The following is a 20,721-nucleotide window of genomic DNA, read 5'->3' as shown; positions in this document are numbered from 1 at the left end:
CGCCAACAAAACAACCATGGCCTACCTGCGACTCGACAACCTGCAGCAGCGCTTCGGCGAGCACCACGTGCTCCGCGGCATCGACCTCGACGTGGCGCGCGGCGAGTTCATCGCGCTGCTCGGCGCCTCGGGCTGCGGCAAGACCACGCTGCTGCGGCTGATTGCCGGCCTGGACCGGCCGAGCGGCGGGCGGATCTGGTTCGATGGCGCGGACGTGACCGATGTGGACCCCGCCGAGCGCCACCTGAGCATGGTGTTCCAGTCGTACGCGCTGTTTCCGCACCTGAGCGTGGGCGAGAACATCGTGTTCGGCCTGCGCGCGCGCAAGCTGCCGCGCGACGAGCAGGCGGCGCGGCTCAAGCAGGCCGCCGACATGCTCGGGCTGGACAAGCTGCTCGCGCGCAAGCCGGGCGAGCTGTCGGGCGGCCAGCGGCAGCGCGTGGCGCTGGCCCGCGCCATCGTCTCGCATCATCCGGTCTGCCTGATGGACGAGCCGCTCAGCAACCTCGATGCCCAGCTGCGTGCCGAGATGCGCGCCGAACTGCGCAAGCTCCAGCGCGCGCTCGGCCTGACGGTGATCTACGTCACCCACGACCAGGTGGAAGCCATGAGCATGGCTGACCGCATCGTGCTGATGCATCAGGGCGAGATCGCCCAGGTCGGCACGCCCGAACAGCTTTACGAGCAGCCGGCCACGCCGGTCGTGGCCCGCTTTATCGGCCAGCCGCCGATGAACCTGCTGCGCGTGCCGGGGACGGACGGGCTGGTGGGGATTCGGCCCGAACACATCGCGCTGGCGGCGGCCGGCACTGGCGGCACGGATGTTCACGATGGCGTCGTCGCGCGCAGCGAATATCACGGCGCCGACACGCTGATCGAGGTGCAGGTGTACGAGCAGCCCGTGCTGGTGCGCCATCCGGGCCGGCTCGCGCTGCAGACCGGCAGCCGGCTGGCGCTGGAATGGCCGGCGGCGCGCGCCCACCGGTTTGCCGCGTGAAACGCCTTCCATGCCATTCCCGATGACTTTCCCGATGTTTTGATTCGTCTTTCACCAGGAGCCTTCATGTCGTTCAAATCCCGTGGCCTGGCCCTTGCGCTGGGCGCCGTTCTCTCGATGGCCGCGCTGGGCGCGGCGGCGCAGACGCAGGCGACCACGCAGGTCACCATGTACTACCCGGTCTCGGTCGGCGGCCCGCTGACGCAGGTGGTGGACAAGCTGGTCGACCAGTTCCAGCAGGCCAACCCGGACGTCAAGGTCAACGCCATCTACGCCGGCAACTACGACGACGCCCGCACCAAGGCGCTGGCCGCCCTCAAGGCCGGCACGCCGGTGCAGACCTCGGTGCTGTTCTCGATCGACCTGTTCGAGCTGAAGGACCAGAACGTGATCCGGCCGTTCGATGACTTCGCCACCACGCCCGAGGACAAGGCGTGGCTCCAGAGCTTCTACCCGGGCCTGATGGACAACGGCCGTGCCGACGGCAAGACCTGGGGGATCCCGTTCCAGCGCTCGACCATCGTGATGTTCTACAACAAGGACGCCTTCAAGCAGGCCGGCCTGGATCCGAACAAGCCGCCGCGCACCTGGACCGAGATGCGCGAGGCCGCCGCCAAGCTGGTGAAGCAGGACGGTGGCGCCACGTCGCGCTGGGGCGTGATGATCCCGTCCACCGGCTACGCCTACTGGATGTTCGGCGCGCTGGCCAAGCAGAACGGTGCCACGCTGATGAACGCGGCCGGCTCGCACACCACCTTCGACACGCCGAAGACCGTGGAAGCGCTCCAGTACTGGACCTCGCTGGCCAAGGACGGCCTGAGCCCGAAGGGCCTGATCGAGTGGGGCACGCTGCGCCAGAACTTCGTCGAGGGCAAGACGGCGATGATGTGGCATTCCACCGGCAACCTGACCGCCGTGCTCAAGGACGCCAAGTTCGACGTGGGCGTGGCCCCGCTGCCGGGCAACCCGACGGGTGGCTCGCCCACCGGCGGCGGCAACTTCTACCTGTTCAAGAGCGGCAGCGAGGCCGAGCAGAAGGCGGCCTACCGTCTGGTGCGCTTCCTGACGGCGCCGGAGCGTTCGGCCGAATGGAGCGTGGCCACCGGCTACATGGGCGTGAGCCCGGCCAGCTACGAGACGCCGACGCTCAAGAGCTACGCTGCCAAGGTGCCGCAGACGCTGGTCGCGCGTGACCAGCTCCAGGTGGCGACCGCCGAACTGTCGACGCACCAGGCGGGCCGCGTGCGCAAGGTGCTCGAGGACTCGCTCCAGTCGGCCATCACCGGCCAGCAGGAGCCGAAGGCCGCGCTGGCCGGTGCCCAGGCGCAGGCTGACCGCATCCTGAAGCCGTACCAGCGCTGACGCGGCGGGCTCATCGTGAACGACATCCGCCACGCCATGACTTCCCGATCCTTCGTCTCCAGGCCGGCTGTCCATGCGTGGCTGATGTTGCTGCCGGCGCTGGTGCTGCTGGCGGCGTTCACCTACTGGCCCATCGCGGGCAGCGTCTGGGAGAGCCTGCACACGCAGGCGCCCGGCGTCGATCCGATGTTCAGCGGCGCGGACCAGTTCGCCGCGCTGCTGGACGATCCGGTGTTCCTGCAGGCGCTGCGCAACAACTTCTGGTACGCGCTGGTCACGGTGCCGGTCTCGGTAATGCTGGCGCTGGCGATGGCGCTCTGGGTCAACGAGCGCTTCGCGGGCCGCGGCCTGCTGCGGCTGGCCTTCTTCACGCCGACCATCCTGCCGATGGTGGCCGCCGCCAATGTCTGGCTGTTCTTCTACGCGCCGGACATCGGCCTGTTCAACCAGCTGCTCGGCGCCGTCGGCATTGCTGGCCGCAACTGGCTGGGCGATGTGGAGACCGTGCTGCCTGCGCTGATGGTCATCACCATCTGGAAGGAGGCGGGCTTCTTCATGATCTTCTACCTCGCCGCGCTCCAGTCGATCTCGCCCGAACAGCGCGACGCGGCGCGCATCGAGGCGCCGTCCGCCTGGTATCGGCTGCGGCGGGTCACGCTGCCGCTGCTGGCGCCGACCACGCTGTTCGTGGTGGTCAACGCGCTGATCAACGCGTTCAAGCTGGTCGATCACCTGTTCGTGCTCACGCGCGGCGGCCCGAACAACGCCAGCACGCTGCTGCTCTACTACCTCTATGAAGTGGCGTTCAAGTTCCAGGACATCTCATACGCCTCGGCGCTGACGCTGGTGCTGCTGGCGCTGCTGGCCCTGTGCTCGGCGCTCCAGTTCTGGTTCTCCCGCAAGCGGGTCCATTACCGATGACGATCGCTCCTCCCCGGTTGTTGCTTCCCGTGGCCGGCTGGCTGGCCGGCCTGCTGTGGATCGCCCCGCTGCTGCTGATGTTCTGGGCGGCGTTCCACCCCGATGGCGATGCGCTGCGCCTGTCCTTCGATACCCGCTGGGGCTTCGGCAACTTCCCCGCCGCGTGGCGCGTGGCGCCGTTCGCGCGCTACCTCGTCAACACCTTCTGCATCGTCACGCTGCTGCTGGTACTCCAGCTCCTGGTGTGCACGCTGGCCGGCTATGCGCTGGCGCGGCTGCGCTTCCCGGGCCGGGGGCTGGTGTTCGCCATCGTCATGCTCCAGCTGATGGTGATGCCGGAGGTGCTGATTACCGAGAACTACGTCAGCGTGGCGCGCCTCGGGCAGGTGGATCACTACCTCGGCGTGGCGCTGCCCTACATTGGCAGCGCGTTCGGCATCTTCCTGCTGCGCCAGACCTTCATGATGGTGCCGCAGGAGCTGGAGGACGCGGCGCGCATCGAGGGCCTGGGCCGGCTGGCGATCCTGCTCAAGGTGTACGTGCCGCTGGCCCGGCCCACCTACCTGGCCTATGCGCTGGTGTCCATCAGCTATCACTGGAACAACTTCCTGTGGCCGCTGGTGATTACCAACACCGAGGCGAGCCGCCCGGTGACCGTGGGCATGGCGCTGTTCGCGGCGCCCGAGACCGGTGTGGACTGGGGCGTGCTGTCCGCCGGCACGCTGCTGTCGATTGGCCCGCTGCTGGTCGCCTTCCTGCTGTTCCAGCGCCAGTTCATGCAGTCGTTCATGAACGCCGGCATCAAGTAGCCCGGCAAAACTGGCCCCGCGCGAGGCGGGGCCGGGGCGCGATCAGTGGTTGCGCCAGCGCTGCACCATCACCTGCTGGACCTTGCCCTTGAAGAAGTAGCGGCGGTCGGTGGCGCCCTGCGGGTCGGCGCCGATCACGATCGGGCTGGTGTTCAGGCCGACGCCGCCCGTCACCGAGACCGACGGGGTGCGCTCCACGTTGTTGACCCAGAGCCGCACCGCGCCGTCGCCGTCATAGGCGCCGACGATGAAGTACGAATCCGTGCCATTGAGCGAGGACAGCGGCACGGTAGCGTACTGGTAGCCGCCGTTGACGTAGACGCCGAAGCGCAGCAGCGTGCCCGCCTGCTCCAGCGCGAAGCCGCCCGCGTCGCTCTTGGCCAGGATCGCGGCGGTGGCGCCCGAGGTCAGGTCGTCGAAGTTCACCACTGCGCTGACCAGGAAGCCGCCGTTGGTGTCGTTGTCGGCCTGCCAGGTCGTCACCGACTGCGCACCGGCAAACACCATGCTGCCGCCCACGCGGTCCTCATCGGACGTGACCGACAGCACTTCCAGCGTCGGCGTGGTGCCGCTCTGGGCCACCGTGGAGGTCGCCAGGCCCGTGCGCCTGTATGTCAGCGGGTAGGCGGTCTGCGTCAGCGTGTTCATGTGCAACAGCGAGGTGGCTTCGGTGATCAGCGCCCGGGCCGAGGTGGCCAGCGGCGTGGCGCCCCGGTCGTAGTCCGAGGTGATGAAGTCCACATCCTCGCGCAGCGCCGACAGGTACAGCTCGCCGAGGCTGGCCGGCGTGGTGTAGACGCCCACGCCGAGGCCGAGCAGCTTGGCCTGATCGATCGCGCCGAACAGGCTGGCCATCCGGTATTCGAGTTCCACGCCCTGGAAGCCCAGGCTCTTGGCCGTGCGCATGCGGTTGCGGATATCGCTCTCGATCAGTGCATGAAAGCGCACATGGTCGCGAATGCTGGCGAATTCGGATTGGGCCAGCAGCGCCTTGGCTCGCACCAGATGCTGGTGGCGATTGTTGCCGTCCATGAAGGCGCGCAGCATGACTGGCCGGCCCGCTGTGGCATAGCCCCAGTCGCGGATCGCGCGCAGCACGCCGAGCATCAGGGTGTCGCTGGCGGCAGCCGTCGAGTAGCCCTCCTTGATTTCGAGGAACAGCATGCGGTCGCTCTGTTGCAGCGCGGTATTGGCCAGGGCGCTGGCGAAGGTGCCCACGGCGGACTCGGAGTCGCTGTGCTCGACATAGACCTGGCCATCGGCGTGCAGGGTCAGGTCGAACTCCACGAGGTCGAGCCCCCGGTTCAGCGCCATCGACACCTGGGTGGTCGTGGCAGCGTTGGTGGTGCCGTAGCAGTTGTGGCAGGACAGCGCGACCGTGTTGCCGAGTGGCGAGACCGGCAGGCTGCGGGACACGCCGGTCCAGTAGCCCGCGAATGCCGGGGAGCACACCGCAATCAGTAACAGCCCGGAACATGCGCGAATGAAACGTCGAAACACCAGCGTAGTGGACGACATGCGAACCTCGCTTTGAAGGTGAAATGGCGATGGAATTGGCGATGGAACTGCGAAAAGTGCCGCCTGATGCACGACTGGGTGGCGGCAATGCGGATTGTTCCGGCTGACCATGTCAGCGCCGTGACGCTGTTGCTGTGGCGATACGCAAGTCGCCAAGATTCACTTGAACATTGATAGACGAAAAAAAGGGCAGGTGCCAGCGATTGCCGACACCTGCCCCTGCTTACCTCAGCGCTATCAGGCGGCTTGCTGCCCCGCCTCCGGATGCTTGAACTGCGCCAGCAACTTGGCCCACCGGCCGCGCACCGCGTTGAGATTGTTCTCCTTCACGTGCCCGAAGCCGCGGATGTCGTCCGGCAGGTTCGCCAGCGCAATCGCGGTGTCATGGTTCGCGGCGGACAAGCCTTGCGTCAGCGTGTCCAGCAGCGCCCGGTACTCGCCGATCAGCGCGCGCTCGGTACGCCGTTCCTCGGTCTTGCCGAAGATATCGAGCGCGCCGCCGCGCAGGCCCTTCAGCCTGGCGAGCAGGCGGAACAGTGTCATGGTGGACGGACCGAAGCGGCGCTTGACCAGATGCCCCTTCTCATCGCGCTTGGCCATCAGCGGCGGCGCGAGCCAGAAGTTGAGCTGGTAGTCGCGGCCGGGTTCGCCTTCGAACTGGGCGCGCAGCTTGTCGAGGAACACCGGGTCCGTGTAGAGCCGCGCTACCTCGTACTCGTCCTTGTAGGCCATCAGCTTGGCCAGGTTGCGCGCAGCGGCCTCGGTCAGCGGCAGCGGCTTGCCGGCGCCCACCAAGGCGGTTTCGGCCGCGCGCACGCGTTGCACGGCGTCGCGGTACCGGGCCGCGTAGGCGGCGTCCTGGTACTGGGTCAGCAGGTCCACGCGGCTTGCAATCAGCTTCTCCAGCAGCGCGCCGGACGACGTCGGCAGCTTCACCACGTCCGCGCCTTCCATGGCCGGCTTGAGCTTGCCGGTCAGCGCCAGCACTTGCGCCGGGTCGTGCGCCATATGGCGGCCCCAGTCGAACGCAGCCTTGTTCTTGTCCACCGACACGCCGTTCAGCTCGATGGCGCGCTCCAGCGCCTGCAGCGTCAGCGGAATCCAGCCCTTCTGCCAGGCAAAGCCGAGCACCAGCGGATTGGTGTAGATGGCGTCGCCGATCAGCGCCACGGCCAGCGCGCTGGCGTTGATGAACTCGCACTGCTCGCCCACGGCGGTACGGATGTCCTGCTCTGCCGACAGCCCCGGGAACTGCCACTTCGGATTCTTGATGAAGTCGGCGGTCGGCGTCTGCGCGGTGTTGACCACCGCGCGGGTGCGGCCCGCCTGCGTCTTCGAGATCACTTCGTCGTTGGCGGAGACGATGGCATCGCAGCCGATGACCAGATCCGCCTCGCCCATGGCGATGCGCGTGGCATGGAGGTCATCGGGCTTCGCGGCAATCTGCACGTGGGAGAGGACCGCGCCACCCTTCTGCGCCAGCCCGGCCATGTCCAGCACCGTCACGCCCTTGTTTTCCAGGTGCGCGGCCATGCCGAGCAGGCCGCCAATCGTCACCACGCCTGTGCCGCCCACGCCCGTGACCAGCACGCCGAACGGATGATCGAGCCCCGGCAGGGTCGGCTCCGGCAGCGCCGGCAGGTTCTCCATCGACATGCCCTGCGCCTTGGGCTTGCGCACCTGGGCGCCTTCGGCCGTCACGAAGGACGGGCAGAAGCCGTTCAGGCACGAGAAGTCCTTGTTGCACGACGACTGGTTGATCTGGCGCTTGGTGCCCAGCTCGGTCTCGAGCGGCTCCACCGACAGGCAGTTCGACTTGACCGAGCAGTCGCCGCAGCCTTCGCACACCGCGTCGTTGATGAAGGCGCGGCGGGCCGGATCGGGGAAGGTGCCGCGCTTCCTGCGCCGGCGCTTTTCGGTGGCGCAGGTCTGGTCGTAGATCAGGATGGTGCAGCCCGGCACCTCGCGGAGTTCACGCTGGATGCGATCCAACTGGTCCCGATGGTAGACGTTCAGCCCTTCCGGCAGCTTGATCGCGCCGTTGTACTTCTCGGGCTGGTCCGTGACGATGACGATCTGCTTCGCGCCCTCGGCGGCCACCTGCCAGGCGATGTCGCGCACCGAGAGCTGGCCGTCCACGGGCTGGCCGCCGGTCATCGCCACGGCGTCGTTGTAGAGGATCTTGTAGGTGATGTTGACCCCCGCCGCGATCGACGCGCGGATGGCCAGCAGCCCCGAGTGGAAGTAGGTGCCGTCGCCCAGGTTGGCGAACACGTGCTTGTCCCCCGCGAACGGCGCCTGGCCGATCCAGGCCACGCCTTCGCCGCCCATCTGGCTGAAGGTGCTGGTGCTGCGGTCCATCCACACGGTCATGTAGTGGCAGCCGATGCCGGCCAGCGCGCGCGAACCCTCGGGCACGTTGGTTGACGTATTGTGCGGACAACCGGAGCAGAACCATGGCTTGCGCTCGGCGGTCACGCGCGGCGTGGCCAGCGCGCGCTCCTTGGCCTCGATCACCGCCAGCCGGGCGGCGATGCGGGCGCGCACATCGGACGGCAGATCGAACTTCTCCAGCCGCGTGGCGATGGCCTTGGCGATGATCGCCGGGGACAGCTCGTAGTGGGCCGGCAGCAGCCAGTTGTTCTGCGGGATCGACCATTCGCCGCCCGCGTTGTCTCGCTCGTCGAACTTGCCGTACACCTTGGGGCGCACGTCGTCGCGCCAGTTGTACAGCTCCTCCTTGAGCGCGTATTCCATGATCTGGCGCTTTTCCTCGACCACGAGGATTTCCTGCAGCCCCTCGGCGAACTTGCGCGCGCCGTGCGCTTCCAGCGGCCACACGCAGCCCACCTTGTAGAGGCGGATGCCCAGCCGCGCGCAGGTCTCGTTATCGAGGCCGAGGTCGGACAGCGCCTGGCGGGTGTCGAGGTAGGCCTTGCCGGCGGTCATGATGCCGAAACGCGCGTGCGGCGAGTCGATCTCGATCCGGTCGAGCTTGTTGGCGCGCACATAGGCCAGGCCGGCGTACCACTTGTAGTCAAGCAGGCGCGCTTCCTGATCCAGCGGCGGGTCGGGCCAGCGGATGTTCAGGCCGCCCTGCGGCAGGATGAAGTCGTCGGGCAGCACGATCTCCACGCGGTGGGGGTCCAGTTCGACCGAGGCCGACGATTCCACCACGTCGGTCACGCACTTCATGGCCACCCAGAGGCCGGAGTAGCGGCTCATCGCCCAGCCGTGCAGGCCGTAGTCGAGGTATTCCTGGACGTTGGACGGGTAGAGCACGGGCAGGCCGCAGGCCTTGAAGATGTGCTCGGACTGGTGCGCCAGCGTGGAGGACTTGGCCGAATGGTCGTCGCCGGCTAGCACCAGCACGCCGCCGTGCTGGCTGGAGCCGGCGGAGTTGGCGTGCTTGAAGACGTCGCCGGTGCGGTCCACGCCCGGGCCCTTGCCGTACCACATGCCGAAGACGCCATCGAACTTGGCATCCGGATACATGTTGACCTGCTGGGAGCCCCACACCGAGGTGGCGGCGAGATCTTCGTTCAGGCCAGCCTGGAAGACGACGTTGTGCGCTGCAAGATGCTTCTTGGCTTTCCAGAGCGACTGGTCGAGTGCGCCGAGCGGCGACCCGCGATAGCCGGAGATGAAACCGGCAGTGTTCAGACCCGCGGCGCGATCCCGTTCCTGCTGCAGCATCGGCAGCCGTACCAACGCCTGCGTGCCGCTGATATAGATGCGGCCACGTTCCAGCGTGTACTTGTCTTCGAGGGAAACGTTCTCTAGCGCGCGACGAATGGCGTCGCTGACCGGCGGGGTCAGGGGGGCATTCATAAGTGCTCCTCTATGGGCATGCTGTCGGGATCACCGACACATCAGTTGTGGGCAACCTTCCGGGGCCTCTTGTGGAGGCGTGGGAAGGCCGTGTCTCTGCGCGGCATGGTAGCACCCGCGTAGCGCGCGCGGTACCTTGCTATGCAGCATAAACCGGGCCAGCTACCCCCGTGATTTCCCGTAGGGGCGGGCCTCCAGCGTGTACACTGCGTTGCATCCAGGCGGCCGCGGCTGCCCGCTCCGGGCGGCGCCGGCTGCACCGCAACCCCCCTATCGACACATGACAAATTCCCCTCGCCAGGGCGCGACCCTGGCTGTGCTGATCGACGCCGACAACGCGGCGCCCGCCATCGTGGAAGGCCTGTTGGCCGAAGTGGCCAAGTACGGCGTGGCCGCCGTGAAGCGCATCTACGGCGACTGGACCAAGCCCAACCTGGCCGGATGGAAGGAGCGACTGCTGTCGCACTCGATCCAGCCGATCCAGCAGTTCCGCTACACCGTGGGCAAGAACGCCACGGACAGCGCGATGATCATCGACGCAATGGACCTGCTCTACACGGGCCGCTTCGACGGGTTCTGCATCGTCTCCAGTGACAGCGACTTCACGCGGCTGGCCTCGCGGATCCGCGAGCAGGGGCTGATCGTCTACGGCTTTGGCGAGCGCAAGACCCCCAAGCCGTTCGTGACGGCGTGCGACAAGTTCATCTATTCCGATGTGCTGCGCGCGGACACCGATACCGACGTGGAAGCCGAGGGCGCCGTGGCCCCGGCGCGCCGCCGCAACAGCCAGGAACTGCGCCAGGACTCGCGGCTGGTGCGCCTGCTGCAAAGCGCGGCGCAGGCGGTGTCCGACGAAGACGGCTGGTCCACGCTGGGCGGCATGGGCAACCACATCGCCAAGCAGGCGCCGGAATTCGACTCGCGCAATTATGGGTACGGCAAGCTGTCCGAACTCGTGGCGTCGACCAACCTGTTCGAGGTGGAGACGCGCAACGGCGGGAACAACAAGACCATCTGGGTGCGGCTGAAGAAGCGCGCCAGGGGGGAGGGCGGCCAGCCGGGGCAGCAGTCTGGCCAGCAGTCCGGTCAGTCCGGTCAGTCCGGTCAGTCCGGTCAGTCCGGTCAGTCCGGTCAGTCCGGCCAGCAGCAACGCCCGCAGCAAAACCAGCCGCAAAACCAGTCGAACCAGCAGGAGCGTCGTCCGTCGCCGCCGCCGCTGCCGGCCACCACGGTGGCCCAGGCTGTGCCGCCGGTGGAAACGCCCGCGCCGGTGGTCGAGATCGACGCCATCCCCGAGCCGGCCCCGATCTTCTCGGCGGCGTCCGAAGATGAGCCGGCCGGCTCCGCCTCGACCCTGATCCCGGAAGCCGTGGAACCCCCGGCCTCGTCACGCGGCAAGCGCGCCAAGCGTCCGGAAGTCGCCCTGAGCGACACCCCGTGGCCAATCGACCAGTCGGTCTTCGCCGCCCCGGGCACGACGGTGCTGTCCGCCCAGGTTGTCGAGGAACCCACCGAGCCCGCCCCGGCCCCCGCCGAGGAAGCCCCGAAGCCCGCCGACAAGAAAGCTCCCGCAAAGAAAGCCGCCCCGCGCAAGCGCGCGCCGGCCAAGAAGGCGGTGAAGAAGGCAGCGGAGTAAGGTAGTGAGGGGAGGGCGGCCGGCTTAACGAAGCCGGGCCGCTCGCCCACGCCGGTCCAGCATCCACCTGCGCGCCAGCCAGGTTCCGATCACCACCGCCACGAATGACAAGGCGAGGTGGACCAGGAGTTCCAGATCGTCGCCAGCTTCGCCGTCCCAGAATCCCGGGACATGGGTGAATATCCAGAACCAGAACGACTCCGGGAATGGGAAGATGGCCGCAAGCCAACGCAGCCAAACGAAGGTTAGCGCGAGCGTGGCAAAAACCGTCCACACGGCCAACAATAGCCACCGAGCCAAGGTCTTCATCTGACGATCACCCTGCCATACGCCTTGAGCGTCGTCCCCGGCACGGGGTGTTGTCGCTGGGCTTTGAGGAGCGAGCGTAGGTGGTGGTAGCCCATGTGGCTCTCGACGGTAATGCCCCTTTGCTGATGCCTTGGCCGCCCTTCGGATGGAGGCGGAATTCGCCGCGCCGTATGGCGTTGCAGAAGGCTTCGTCATCTATCTTGCCGTCAACAGCATAGAGAGCGAACCATTCGTTCTTGTTCCGAAGCGAATCTCTGATCGACCCGAGCATGCCTCCGGATTGCCGATCAACGACGTAGTAGGTTCCGCGGGGAATCGGACCTGTACTTGCATAGCAGGAAAATTCGGGTCGATTCTTATGGTGATCCAGGCCAGAAAACGCTGGAAAAGCCAGAGCGCCGCAGCGCAGCGCACTCATTGCTTTGCCATTCAGTTCAAAGGTGCATTCGAGCATGTTCGTTCTCCATCGAAGTCTCTCAACCGTGAGAGCACGAAGGAGGCTACGCCTCAGACTTTGGCGCGAACATCGTACGAGTTCGAAACTCAGCGCATCAGAGGGCTGCGCGCTTGAGCAGGCGGGCGCGGGGAGCTAACCGCCAGCCGTGGCTATGCCTTCGGGGTGCTTCCCTCTCCCCGTGGGAGAGGGACCGAGGGAGAGGGCAGGCGCATCAACGAAGTCCGGCCATGCGCCGGCGCCGGGCCAGCACCCATCTGCGGGTCAGCCAGGTTCCGATGACCACCACCCCGAACGACAGCCCGAGGTGGATCAGCATGACGAGGTCGTGGGACGATTCACAGTCCCCGAACTCAGGGAACTGGGTGAACATCCAGACCCAGAAAGCTTCCGGAAATGGGATGAGGAACGAGACCCAGTGGAACCACACGTAGGTCAGGCCGAGCGTCCCCACGATGGTCCACAGGCCGAGCAGCAGGTAGCGGATAAGCGTAGTCATTTCACCTCGCAGGCAGTAGAGCCCACGAGGCTAGCGACTCCGTATCGCCGCGAACATCGTACGAGTTCGAAACTCAGCGCACCAGCTGATTGATCTCGATAATCGGCATCAGCACCGCCAGCACGATGAGCAGCACCACCACGCCCATCGTCAGAATCAGCAGCGGTTCCAGCAGGCTGGTCAGGAACAGCGTGCGGCGTTCCAGTTCCTGGCTTTCGCCGATGGCGGCGCGTTCCAGCATGATCGGCAGGTTGCCGGTGGCTTCGCCGGAGCGGATCAGGTGGACCAGCACCGGCGGGAACTGGTTCTGGGCGGCCAGCGCGCGGGCCAGCGAGGCGCCTTCGCGCACGCGGGTGGTGGCGTCGTCCACGTTGGTTTTCAGCGCGAGGTTGGTCAGCGTTTCGCCGGCGGCCTGCAGGCTGCGCAGGATCGGCACGCCGGCCGAGACCAGGATGGCCAGCGTGCTGGCGAAGCGCGCCGTGTTGTAGCCCCGGATCAGCTTGCCCACCAGCGGGGCGGTCAGCAGCCAGCGGTGCCAGGCCAGGCGGACGTCCGGCTGGCGCAGCACGCTGCGGATGGCCAGCGTAGCCACCGCGATCACGCCCAGCGCCGCCCACCACCAGTTCCGCACGAAATCCGACAGCGCCAGCATGACGATGGTCAGCGTCGGCAGTTTCTGCTTCGTATTGGCGAACACGCTCACCACCTGCGGCACCACGTACGACAACAGGAAGATCACGATGGCGAACGCCACCACGGTGACGATGGCCGGGTAGGTGAAGGCCAGCCGGATCTTCGAGGTGAGCTGGTTGCGCGTCTCGATATAGGTGGCCAGCCGTTCCAGCACCACGCCGAGGTGGCCGGAATGTTCGCCGGCCGAGACCAGGGCGCGGTAGATATCGGGAAAGTCCTTCGGATGCTGGGCCAGCGCCACGGAGAGCGAGCTGCCGCCCATCACCTCGGCGCGGATGCCGGCCAGCAGTTCGTGCACGTACTGGCGTTCGGCCTGATCGGCCAGCGCGCCCAGCGCCTCGTCCAGCGGCAGGCCGGAGACGATCAGGCTGGCGAGCTGGCGCGTGAACAGCGCCTGCTCCTGCGTGGAGAGCCGGCGCACCAATACGCTGCTGCCGGTGCGTGGCGCCAGCCCGGCGCCGGCCAGCGGATCGACGGTAATCGGCGTCAGGCCGCGCGCGCGCAGTTGCGTGCGCGCCTGCTTGGGGCTGTCGGCCTCGATGACGCCGCGGTCGGCGCGGCCGGCGGCGTCGGCCGCTTCGTAGCGATAGGCGGGCATGCGGTGCGGCTCCCGGCTATTCGCGCGTCACGCGCAGCACTTCTTCGAGCGACGTGGCGCCGCTGTCGATCCAGCGCTGGGCGTCCGTGCGCATGGTGTGCATGCCCTTGGCCAGCCCCACCTGCTTGATCTCGGATTCGGGCTGCTGGCGGTGGATCATGGTCTGGATGTCGGCATCCACGGTCAGCAGTTCATAGACGCCCATCCGGCCCTGATAGCCTGAATGGCCGCACTTGTCGCAGCCCACGGCGTGCCACACGCGCTGGAGCGGCTTGCCCTGCGCGTGCAGGATCTCGGCCTCGGCGGGTGTCACTTCGATCACTTCCTCGCGCTTGCAGTGCGGGCACAGCCGGCGTACCAACCGCTGCGCCAGCACGCCGAGCAGCGACGACGACAGCAGGAATGGCTCGATCCCCATGTCGACCAGACGCGTCACGGCCGAGGCCGAATCGTTGGTGTGCAGCGTGGCCAGCACCAGGTGGCCGGTCAGCGAGGCCTGCACGGCGATCTGCGCCGTCTCCAGGTCGCGGATTTCGCCGATCATCACCACGTCCGGGTCCTGCCGCAGGATCGCGCGCAGGGCCTTGCCGAAGGTCATGTCGATGCGCGGATTCACCTGGGTCTGGCCGATGCCGTCCAGGTCGTACTCGATCGGGTCTTCCACCGTCATGATGTTGGTGGTGCGCGCATCGAGCCGCGACAGCGCCGCGTACAGCGTGGTGGTCTTGCCGGAGCCGGTCGGCCCGGTCACCAGCACGATGCCGTGCGGCTGGCGCACGAGATGGTCGAAGCCGACCAGCGTATTGGGCGCCATGCCAAGCTTGGCAAGGTCCAGCCGGCCGGCTTCCTTGTCGAGCAGACGCAGCACCGCGCGCTCGCCGTGGCCCGTGGGCAGCGTGGAGACGCGCACGTCCACCGGCCGGCCGCCCACGCGCAACGTGATGCGGCCGTCCTGCGGCAGGCGTTTCTCGGCGATGTCGAGCTGCGCCATGATCTTGATGCGCGAGATCAGCGCGCCGTGCAGGGCCTTCTTGGGCCGCACCACGTCGCGCAGCGTGCCATCCACCCGGAAACGCACCACGGACGACGACTCGAACGGCTCGATATGGATGTCCGAGGCCTGCTCCCGCGCCGCCTGGGTCAGCAGGGCGTTGATCATGCGGATGATCGGCGCGTCGTCCTCGGACTCGAGCAGGTCTTCCACGGCGGGGATGTCCTGCATCAGGCGCGACAGGTCGACTTCGCCCTCCACCTCGCCCACCACCTGGGCGGCGCTGCCGTCCTGGCGGTTGTAGGCATCGGAGATTGCCGCGATCAGCGCGTCCGGCTCCAGCACGCGCAGTTGCAGCGCGCCGTGCACGCGGGCCACCTCGGCCAGCGCCTGCGGCGCCGTGGCGCGGCTGACCCAGACCTCCACGCCATCGGGGCGCTGGTGGGCGATCAGCAGCGGCGCTTCGCGCGAGAACGAGTACGAGACCAGCCGCGCCGCCATCGGCGAGGGCGGCTCGAGTGGTGCCGGTACAGGTGCCGGTGCCGACGGTGCCGGCGGTGCCGGCGGGGCGGTGTTGTCGAGGGTTTCGGTGGCCATGGTTCGCCTTTAACCGGCGTGTGGCGTATCGGTGGCTTGCGGGCCCTTGGAGATCGGGCGCGGCGCTGCCTGCGGGGCCGGCGACGGCGCGGCAGGCACGGTCGGGTCCAGCGGCAGCGGGCTCTGCACCGGCCCGTTGTAGCGCGGATCGACGAACGGCGCGCCCGGCGCGTCCGCCGGCGGCAGCACCGGGGTGTCCTTGTCGTGTACGAACATGTTAGGCGAGACAAAGCCCTGCTGCTGGCCGCGGATGTACTCGTAGCGGTCTTGCGTCAGGCGGTCCGTGGCCTGCGCCGTGCGCATGATGTACGGGCGCAGGAACACCAGCAGGTTGGTCTTCTTGCGGTTCTTGTTCTCGTAGCGGAACAGGGCGCCGAGGTAGGGAATGTCGCCCAGCAGCGGCACCTTCTGCACGCCGTCGCCGTAGCTGTCCTCGATCAGGCCGCCCAGCACGATGATCTGGCCGTCATCCACCAGCACGTTGGTCTCGATCGAGCGCACGTTGGTGGTCGGGCCCTGCGTGGCGTTGACCGTGTTGGCCACCACCGACGAGGACTCCTGGTAGATCTGCATCTTGACCAGCCCGCCGTCCGTGATCTGCGGGCGCACGCGCAGTGTGATGCCGACGTCCTTGCGGTCGAAGGTCTGGAACGGCGTGACGGAGGCCGAGCTGCCGGTCTGGGCGTAGGAGCCGGTCGTGATCGGGATGTTCTGGCCGATCAGGATCTTGGCTTCCTCGTTCTCCAGCGTGATCAGGTTCGGCGTGGAGAGCAGGTTCACGCTGTCGTTGCTGCCCAGCGCGCGCAGCAGCGCGCCCAGGCCGATGGCCTTGTTGACCACGCCCAGGTTCAGGCCGCCAATATCCGGCACCAGCTGCGTGGCGGCCGCGATGCCCGCCGTGCTGTCGTTGTTGATGGCCGCGATGGCGCCGGTCAGGTTGATGATGTTCTTGCCGCCCGAGCCGAAGTTGGTGCCGGCGAAGCCGATGGCGTTGCCGCCCGAGTTGATCAGGCCCTGCCACTGGATGCCCAGTTCGCTGGCCTGCGTGGCGCTCACTTCCACGATCATCGACTCGATATAGACCTGCGCGCGGCGCGCGTCGAGGTCTTCGATCACGGCGCGCAGGTTGCGGTAGACCGGCTCGCTGGCGGTGATGATCAGCGCGTTGGTGGTGGGGTCGGCCTGGATCGTGCCGCCGGTGGTCGGCTGCTGGTTGACCGCGAACGACGACGAGAACGCGTTCGACCCGCCGCCGCCGAAGCCCGAGCCCGACGAGCCCGAGCGGCCATAGCCGCCGCTGCTGGACGACCCGCCGCCGTACTGGCCGCTTTGCGTGGACGCCTGGTTCTGGAACGTGCCGGACGTGGCGGTGTTCGCGCCCGCGCCGGCCGTCCCGCCCGGCTGCGTGGAGCTGGCGAAGCTGGTGTCGGCGGCGACGATGGCGCGCAGCGTGGCGGCCAGCTTCACCGCATCGGCGTTCTTGAGCGGCACCACCCAGATGTTGCCGGGGCGGGCGTAGGGCTGGTCGAGCTTCTCGATCAGCTGGCGCGCCTGCTGCACGCGCGCGCGGCTGGAGGCGCGGATCATCAGCGAATTGGTACGCGGCTCGGCCACCACCGAGGTGCGCAGGCTGGCATCGCCACCCGGCGCGGCGCCGCCACCGGCGCCGCCGGAGGCCGACGGATCGAGCAGCCGTTGCAGGATCACGGCGGCGTCGCTGGCGATGGCGTTCTTCAGCGGAATCAGTTCGACTTCGCCCGACGCCGGCGCGTCCACGGCGGCGATGATGCGGGCCAGCCGGCGCAGGTTGTCGGCGTAGTCGGTAATGACCAGCGTGTTGTTGGCCGGGTAGGCGGTGATGGTGTTGTTCGGCGCGATCATCGGGCGCAGCACCGGCACGAGGTTGTTGGCGGACTCGTAGTTGAGCCGGAACACCTGTGTGACGACCTGGTCACCCCGGCTCGAGCCGGCGCCGATCACGGTGGGCGATCCCTGCAGCTTGGCGTCCGCCTCGGGCACCACCTTGGTGAAGCCGTTGCTCTCCACCATCGCATAGCCCTGCATGCGCAGCACCGAGCCGAGCGTCTCCAGTGCCTGCGCGCGCGACACCGGCTGCTCCGTCACCAGATTCACCGTGCCCTTCACGCGCGGATCGATGACGAAGTTCTTGCCCGTGGCCTGGCCCACGGCCTTGACCACCGAGTCGAGGTCGGCGTTGACGAAGTTCAGCACCACCTGGTCGCGGTTCTGCGTGCGCGGCGTGATGTCGTTGGGCTGCGGCGGCTGGCCCTGGGCCCACAGCGGGGCCGGGGCCAGCAGGGACAGGCCGCACAGCAGCGCGGTGGCGCGGGCGCAGGCGGTACGGAGAATGCGGTGGTGTGCGTGCGTTGTCATCATGGTTCGAAGCGTGCTGCGCTCGGGGTCAAGGGCTAGTGGTGGCTCAGAAGCGCAGCCGTGTCACGTTGTTCTCATGTCTACCCAGCAGGCTCAACAGCCCTGCCAGTTGCGTGGCGGCGTCGGGGTCGGTACGGGCCGTGCCCTCGAAGCGCGCCTGCCGGCCCAGGGTACCGCTGCCCTCCAGGTACAGCGGTCCGGCCGTGGTCTTCAGTTGCAGCGTGCCGTCCGCGCCGGCCAGGTCCACTTCGGCACGATAGCTGCCCAGCGGACGCAGCCGGCTCACGGCGGAAGACACCTGGTCGAACTGCAACGTCAGGTGTCCGAAGGTCTGGCTGCCGGCCTTCTGGTCGCCGAATTGGCTGCGCAGCGCGGACCAGTCGATCCGCATCTGGCCGTCCGGCCGCAGCGTGTTGAACGGGGCGCCGATACCTTCCAGCAGTGCGGCCGGCAGGCGGATGGCGCCGGCCTGCGCGGTCCAGCCGGTGGGCGTCACAGCCAGCGTCACCGGGGCCGCCATGGCCTCGCTGTGCGCCAGCGCCACGCGCAGCGTGCCGGTCAGCAGCGGCCAGCCCGCCACGTTCCATTCGAGCCGGCCCGGCAGGACCGTCGCGGTCTGGCTGCCCGTGCCGGCGGACAGCGCCAGCGTGGCGCTGCCGTGCCAGATCGTGCCGGCCGCATCGGCCAGCAGTACCCGGCGCTGCGTGCGGCTGGCCACGCTTTCGGCCAGCCACGCGGCGGGCGCGCAGGCCGCCACCGTCACGGCTACCGTGGCCACGCCCAGCAGGGCCCAGCGCACGCGCTTCCAGCCATGCGCCACGGGCGCGCGCCGGCGCGTCAGACGCAGCGATTCCAGCCGGACCATCAGTTGCGGCCGCCCGAGCCGGGGCCTTGGAGTGTGGCGGTCACGTTGACCAGCGCCGTGGCGCCCACGTAGGCGATGCGGGCATCGACCACCTTGAGCCGCTGCTGCGCGCGTACGTCCTGGAGCCAGCCGGCTACCGCGCCGAACGGCACTTTGTCGAGTTGGAGCTGCACGGCATTGTCGCCGGTCGGCGCCAGCCGGGTCGGTTTCAGGCCGTGCTGGCCCATGCTGTCCTGCAGCGCCTGGGTCAGCGCATCGCCGCGCAGCGTGGGCGCCGGGCTGGCGGCCAGGCCGCGTGCCTCGTGCGCCAGCGTTTCCATCTCGGCGAGGTCCGCGCGCATCTGCGGCAGGTTGCGGTTCAGGCGGGCAAGGCCATCGGCGGCCGGTTCCCACAGCAGCAGGTAGCCGAAGACGAGCACCAGCAACACGGCGCCGCCGCCAAGGATGGCCTGCTCGCGCGGGTTGCGGGCGTTCCAGAAGGCATCGAAGCGTTCGCGCCAGCGTTCCGGCACGCGCGGCTTCAGGCGCGCGAAGCGGGCGGACAGGGCGGAAACGGTGCTGGGCTGGGTGGAAGGGCGCGAAATCTTCATGATGCAGCCTTCACGATCCAGCGCGTGGCGCCCTGCGGGGGCGAGCTGCCGCCGCGTGCGGCGTCCGGCGGATTCTTGTCTTCTTCCATCTGCAGGCCGGTCTGGCGCACCGCGTTGCGCAGCGCGCCGGTGTTGGTGCCGGGTTTCAGCGTCACATAGAGCGTGCCCGCACGGTACTCGAGCGCCAGCAGCGCATCAGGCGGCAACTGCTGGGCGCCGCGCGCGAAGCCATCGGCCAGCGGCAGGAAATCGCCCGGCACGCTGCGCCCGCTCGCCGTGCGCAGCTGTTCCACCTGGCGGCGCATCAGCAGCGGCGGCTCGGCGATCTGCGGCACATTGGGGAAGGCGGTGTGGAGCAGGTCCGCCTGCGCGGCCTCGACCCGCTTCGCCTCGTTGCGCAGCAGCAGCCACTGGATATTCGTGCCGATGATCTGCACCAGCAGCAGGCCGACGGCCAGCGCCACGGGCAGGCGCCACGCGCGCAGGTTCCAGCGATCCATGCGGCCCTGCGCGAACTCGAACTGGGCGAGGTCGAGCTGGGGATTCTGCAGGCATTCTTCGGCGCCGGTCAGCCAGATGCGCCAGGTTTCGGAAATCCGCGAGGCGCGGGTAACCGTGGGCTGCGCGCGGAGCGCCGGCACCGGGGCGTGGGCGCGCGCCGTGGCATCGCCATGCCATTGGCCGGCCGGGGCGAGCGCCTGCCAGGCCGCCAGCGCGGCATCGCCCAGCAACAGGCCGAAGCCTTCGTACTGGCCGGTGCGGGCGGTGAGCTGCCACATGCGCGTTGCTTCCGTCGTGGCGGTGGCCGTGACGTCGAGCAGCGAGGCGGATTGCGAAAGTGCCGTAGCAGCCGCTTCCACGATCAACGTGGCCGGTTGGACCGGGACGACAGGCTTCGATACCGGGACGGCCGGAGCCGGCTGGGCAGCGCCGGCGCCAGCTAACACCGGCTCGGGCGCCTCGGCGTCGGCGGGCACTGCCTCGACCGGTTCCGGCAGCGGCAGGCAAAGCTGCGCAGCCACTACGTGGCGGCGGCGGTGCTTGTGTTCGGCGAAATTGTCGAGCGCGGCGCGCAGCCAGGCGCGGTCCGTCACCATCAGCAGGCGGCGGCGCGCGCCACGGGCGGTGGCCGCTGGGTCCAGCGCCGGCCCGAGCGCGATATGGCACGGGGCGGCGTCCGTCGCCAGCATGTCCTCGACCAGGTTCGGCAGGGCCAGCCGCAGCCGCGCGGGGGGCAGCGGGGGCACCATCGCCGTGGTCAGCAGCACGTCGCTGGCGGCCACGATCAGCACCAGGCGGTCCGCCGCCGGCATGTCGGCGGCCAAGGCGTGGCCTTCGCGCAACAGTTCGGGGGCGTGCGGCAGGCCCGGACGGCGGCTCTTGTCCGCCACCGGCGTGCGGACCAAGGCAAACGCCATGGCGCCAAACTGCCACGGTTGCGGCTGGTCGTGCGGCCGTTGCGGCAGGCGGACGTAGAGGGTGGTGCTCAAGGGTTACCTAAATGGAATCGCTCGGTCTGGATGGGCGGCGCGGCAGGCCGCCCGGGTTCGGCGCAACAGCGTACCTTGCCTGTGTGACTAAAGCACGTCAATACAGTCCTGTCTGAATCTGGGGCCGACATTCGTCCGACATTCGTCCCACATCTATGGAGCATGCC

15 protein-coding genes and 1 pseudogene are annotated in these 20,721 nt (G+C 68.2%); 5 read left to right on the top strand and 11 right to left on the bottom strand.

The genetic code is table 11. From position 1 onward, the window contains the following. The first annotated feature begins 16 nt into the window (after positions 1-16). The 4 genes from SB751_RS21845 to SB751_RS21830 all read left to right on the top strand — a co-directional run bounded on the left by SB751_RS21845 (position 17) and on the right by SB751_RS21830 (position 4,089). Complete coding sequence (locus SB751_RS21845; protein ID WP_313818670.1) at positions 17-997, top strand: ABC transporter ATP-binding protein; 981 nt, start codon at positions 17-19, stop codon at positions 995-997. 66 nt (positions 998-1,063) lie between these two features. Next, the gene (locus tag SB751_RS21840; protein WP_144202002.1) at positions 1,064-2,359 is read left to right on the top strand and encodes an ABC transporter substrate-binding protein; all 1,296 of its coding nucleotides are present in this window, start codon (positions 1,064-1,066) and stop codon (positions 2,357-2,359) included. Between the two features lie 36 nt (positions 2,360-2,395). Then, on the top strand, positions 2,396-3,280 hold the full coding sequence (locus SB751_RS21835) for a carbohydrate ABC transporter permease (RefSeq protein ID WP_144202000.1): 885 nt from the start codon (positions 2,396-2,398) through the stop codon (positions 3,278-3,280). Continuing rightward, on the top strand, positions 3,277-4,089 hold the full coding sequence (locus SB751_RS21830; protein WP_092300097.1) for a carbohydrate ABC transporter permease: 813 nt from the start codon (positions 3,277-3,279) through the stop codon (positions 4,087-4,089). Before SB751_RS21835 ends, SB751_RS21830 begins: the two co-directional genes overlap by 4 nt. 42 nt (positions 4,090-4,131) lie before the next feature. On the opposite strand, the gene SB751_RS21825 is transcribed toward SB751_RS21830, so the two are convergent. Next, positions 4,132-5,607 (bottom strand): LamG-like jellyroll fold domain-containing protein, encoded by a 1,476-nt coding sequence (locus SB751_RS21825; protein ID WP_410748541.1) that lies wholly within the window; start codon positions 5,605-5,607, stop codon positions 4,132-4,134. 237 nt (positions 5,608-5,844) lie between these two features. Continuing rightward, entirely contained in the window at positions 5,845-9,438 is a 3,594-nt protein-coding gene (locus tag SB751_RS21820) for an indolepyruvate ferredoxin oxidoreductase family protein (protein ID WP_144201996.1), read from the bottom strand. A gap of 280 nt (positions 9,439-9,718) precedes the next feature. Between SB751_RS21820 and SB751_RS21815 the strand changes: the two genes are divergently transcribed. Beyond that, the gene (locus SB751_RS21815; RefSeq protein WP_410748540.1) at positions 9,719-11,074 is read left to right on the top strand and encodes an NYN domain-containing protein; all 1,356 of its coding nucleotides are present in this window, start codon (positions 9,719-9,721) and stop codon (positions 11,072-11,074) included. Positions 11,075-11,098: 24 nt separating this feature from the next. On the opposite strand, the gene SB751_RS21810 is transcribed toward SB751_RS21815, so the two are convergent. From SB751_RS21810 to gspL, 9 genes and pseudogenes are all read right to left on the bottom strand, one after another. Then, positions 11,099-11,383, bottom strand: a complete 285-nt coding sequence (locus tag SB751_RS21810) for a hypothetical protein (RefSeq protein WP_092300085.1) — start codon at positions 11,381-11,383, stop codon at positions 11,099-11,101. After that, positions 11,380-11,837 (bottom strand): annotated as a pseudogene (locus tag SB751_RS21805) (DUF2778 domain-containing protein). The gene SB751_RS21810 and the pseudogene SB751_RS21805 overlap by 4 nt, the downstream one beginning before the upstream one ends. A 214-nt stretch (positions 11,838-12,051) precedes the next feature. Further along, a complete protein-coding gene (locus SB751_RS21800; protein ID WP_144201992.1) occupies positions 12,052-12,336 on the bottom strand; it encodes a hypothetical protein in 285 nt (94 codons plus the stop codon). A 73-nt stretch (positions 12,337-12,409) separates the two neighbouring features. Further along, positions 12,410-13,627, bottom strand: a complete 1,218-nt coding sequence (gspF, locus tag SB751_RS21795; protein ID WP_211943612.1) for a type II secretion system inner membrane protein GspF — start codon at positions 13,625-13,627, stop codon at positions 12,410-12,412. Positions 13,628-13,643: 16 nt separating this feature from the next. Next, entirely contained in the window at positions 13,644-15,119 is a 1,476-nt protein-coding gene (gene gspE, locus SB751_RS21790; protein WP_410748564.1) for a type II secretion system ATPase GspE, read from the bottom strand. A gap of 105 nt (positions 15,120-15,224) precedes the next feature. Then, on the bottom strand, positions 15,225-17,609 hold the full coding sequence (gene gspD, locus SB751_RS21785; protein ID WP_211943614.1) for a type II secretion system secretin GspD: 2,385 nt from the start codon (positions 17,607-17,609) through the stop codon (positions 15,225-15,227). Positions 17,610-17,655: 46 nt separating this feature from the next. Beyond that, positions 17,656-18,474, bottom strand: a complete 819-nt coding sequence (locus tag SB751_RS21780) for a type II secretion system protein N (protein WP_410748539.1) — start codon at positions 18,472-18,474, stop codon at positions 17,656-17,658. Continuing rightward, complete coding sequence (locus SB751_RS21775; protein WP_410748538.1) at positions 18,474-19,064, bottom strand: type II secretion system protein M; 591 nt, start codon at positions 19,062-19,064, stop codon at positions 18,474-18,476. The genes SB751_RS21780 and SB751_RS21775 overlap by 1 nt, the downstream gene beginning before the upstream one ends. Beyond that, a complete protein-coding gene (gspL, locus tag SB751_RS21770; RefSeq protein WP_211943734.1) occupies positions 19,061-20,554 on the bottom strand; it encodes a type II secretion system protein GspL in 1,494 nt (497 codons plus the stop codon). The genes SB751_RS21775 and gspL overlap by 4 nt, the downstream gene beginning before the upstream one ends. Between the last annotated feature and the right edge of the window lie 167 nt (positions 20,555-20,721).

This window comes from Cupriavidus sp. SIMBA_020, assembly GCF_046535395.1.
Classification (GTDB): Bacteria; Pseudomonadota; Gammaproteobacteria; order Burkholderiales; family Burkholderiaceae; genus Cupriavidus; species Cupriavidus campinensis.
The sequence above is the reverse complement of the archived record's forward strand: the minus strand, read 5'-3'. Positions and strand labels throughout refer to the sequence as shown.

Bases quoted from the DNA above. Each gene is read 5' to 3' on its own strand.
- SB751_RS21845 (WP_313818670.1), top strand. From the start codon at position 17: ATGGCCTACCTGCGACTCGACAACCTGCAGCAGCGCTTCGGCGAGCAC.
- SB751_RS21840 (WP_144202002.1), top strand. From the start codon at position 1,064: ATGTCGTTCAAATCCCGTGGCCTGGCCCTTGCGCTGGGCGCCGTTCTC.
- SB751_RS21835 (WP_144202000.1), top strand. From the start codon at position 2,396: ATGACTTCCCGATCCTTCGTCTCCAGGCCGGCTGTCCATGCGTGGCTG.
- SB751_RS21830 (WP_092300097.1), top strand. From the start codon at position 3,277: ATGACGATCGCTCCTCCCCGGTTGTTGCTTCCCGTGGCCGGCTGGCTG.
- SB751_RS21825 (WP_410748541.1), bottom strand. From the start codon at position 5,607: ATGTCGTCCACTACGCTGGTGTTTCGACGTTTCATTCGCGCATGTTCC.
- SB751_RS21820 (WP_144201996.1), bottom strand. From the start codon at position 9,438: ATGAATGCCCCCCTGACCCCGCCGGTCAGCGACGCCATTCGTCGCGCG.
- SB751_RS21815 (WP_410748540.1), top strand. From the start codon at position 9,719: ATGACAAATTCCCCTCGCCAGGGCGCGACCCTGGCTGTGCTGATCGAC.
- SB751_RS21810 (WP_092300085.1), bottom strand. From the start codon at position 11,383: ATGAAGACCTTGGCTCGGTGGCTATTGTTGGCCGTGTGGACGGTTTTT.
- SB751_RS21800 (WP_144201992.1), bottom strand. From the start codon at position 12,336: ATGACTACGCTTATCCGCTACCTGCTGCTCGGCCTGTGGACCATCGTG.
- gspF (WP_211943612.1), bottom strand. From the start codon at position 13,627: ATGCCCGCCTATCGCTACGAAGCGGCCGACGCCGCCGGCCGCGCCGAC.
- gspE (WP_410748564.1), bottom strand. From the start codon at position 15,119: ATGGCGGCGCGGCTGGTCTCGTACTCGTTCTCGCGCGAAGCGCCGCTG.
- gspD (WP_211943614.1), bottom strand. From the start codon at position 17,609: ATGACAACGCACGCACACCACCGCATTCTCCGTACCGCCTGCGCCCGC.
- SB751_RS21780 (WP_410748539.1), bottom strand. From the start codon at position 18,474: ATGGTCCGGCTGGAATCGCTGCGTCTGACGCGCCGGCGCGCGCCCGTG.
- SB751_RS21775 (WP_410748538.1), bottom strand. From the start codon at position 19,064: ATGAAGATTTCGCGCCCTTCCACCCAGCCCAGCACCGTTTCCGCCCTG.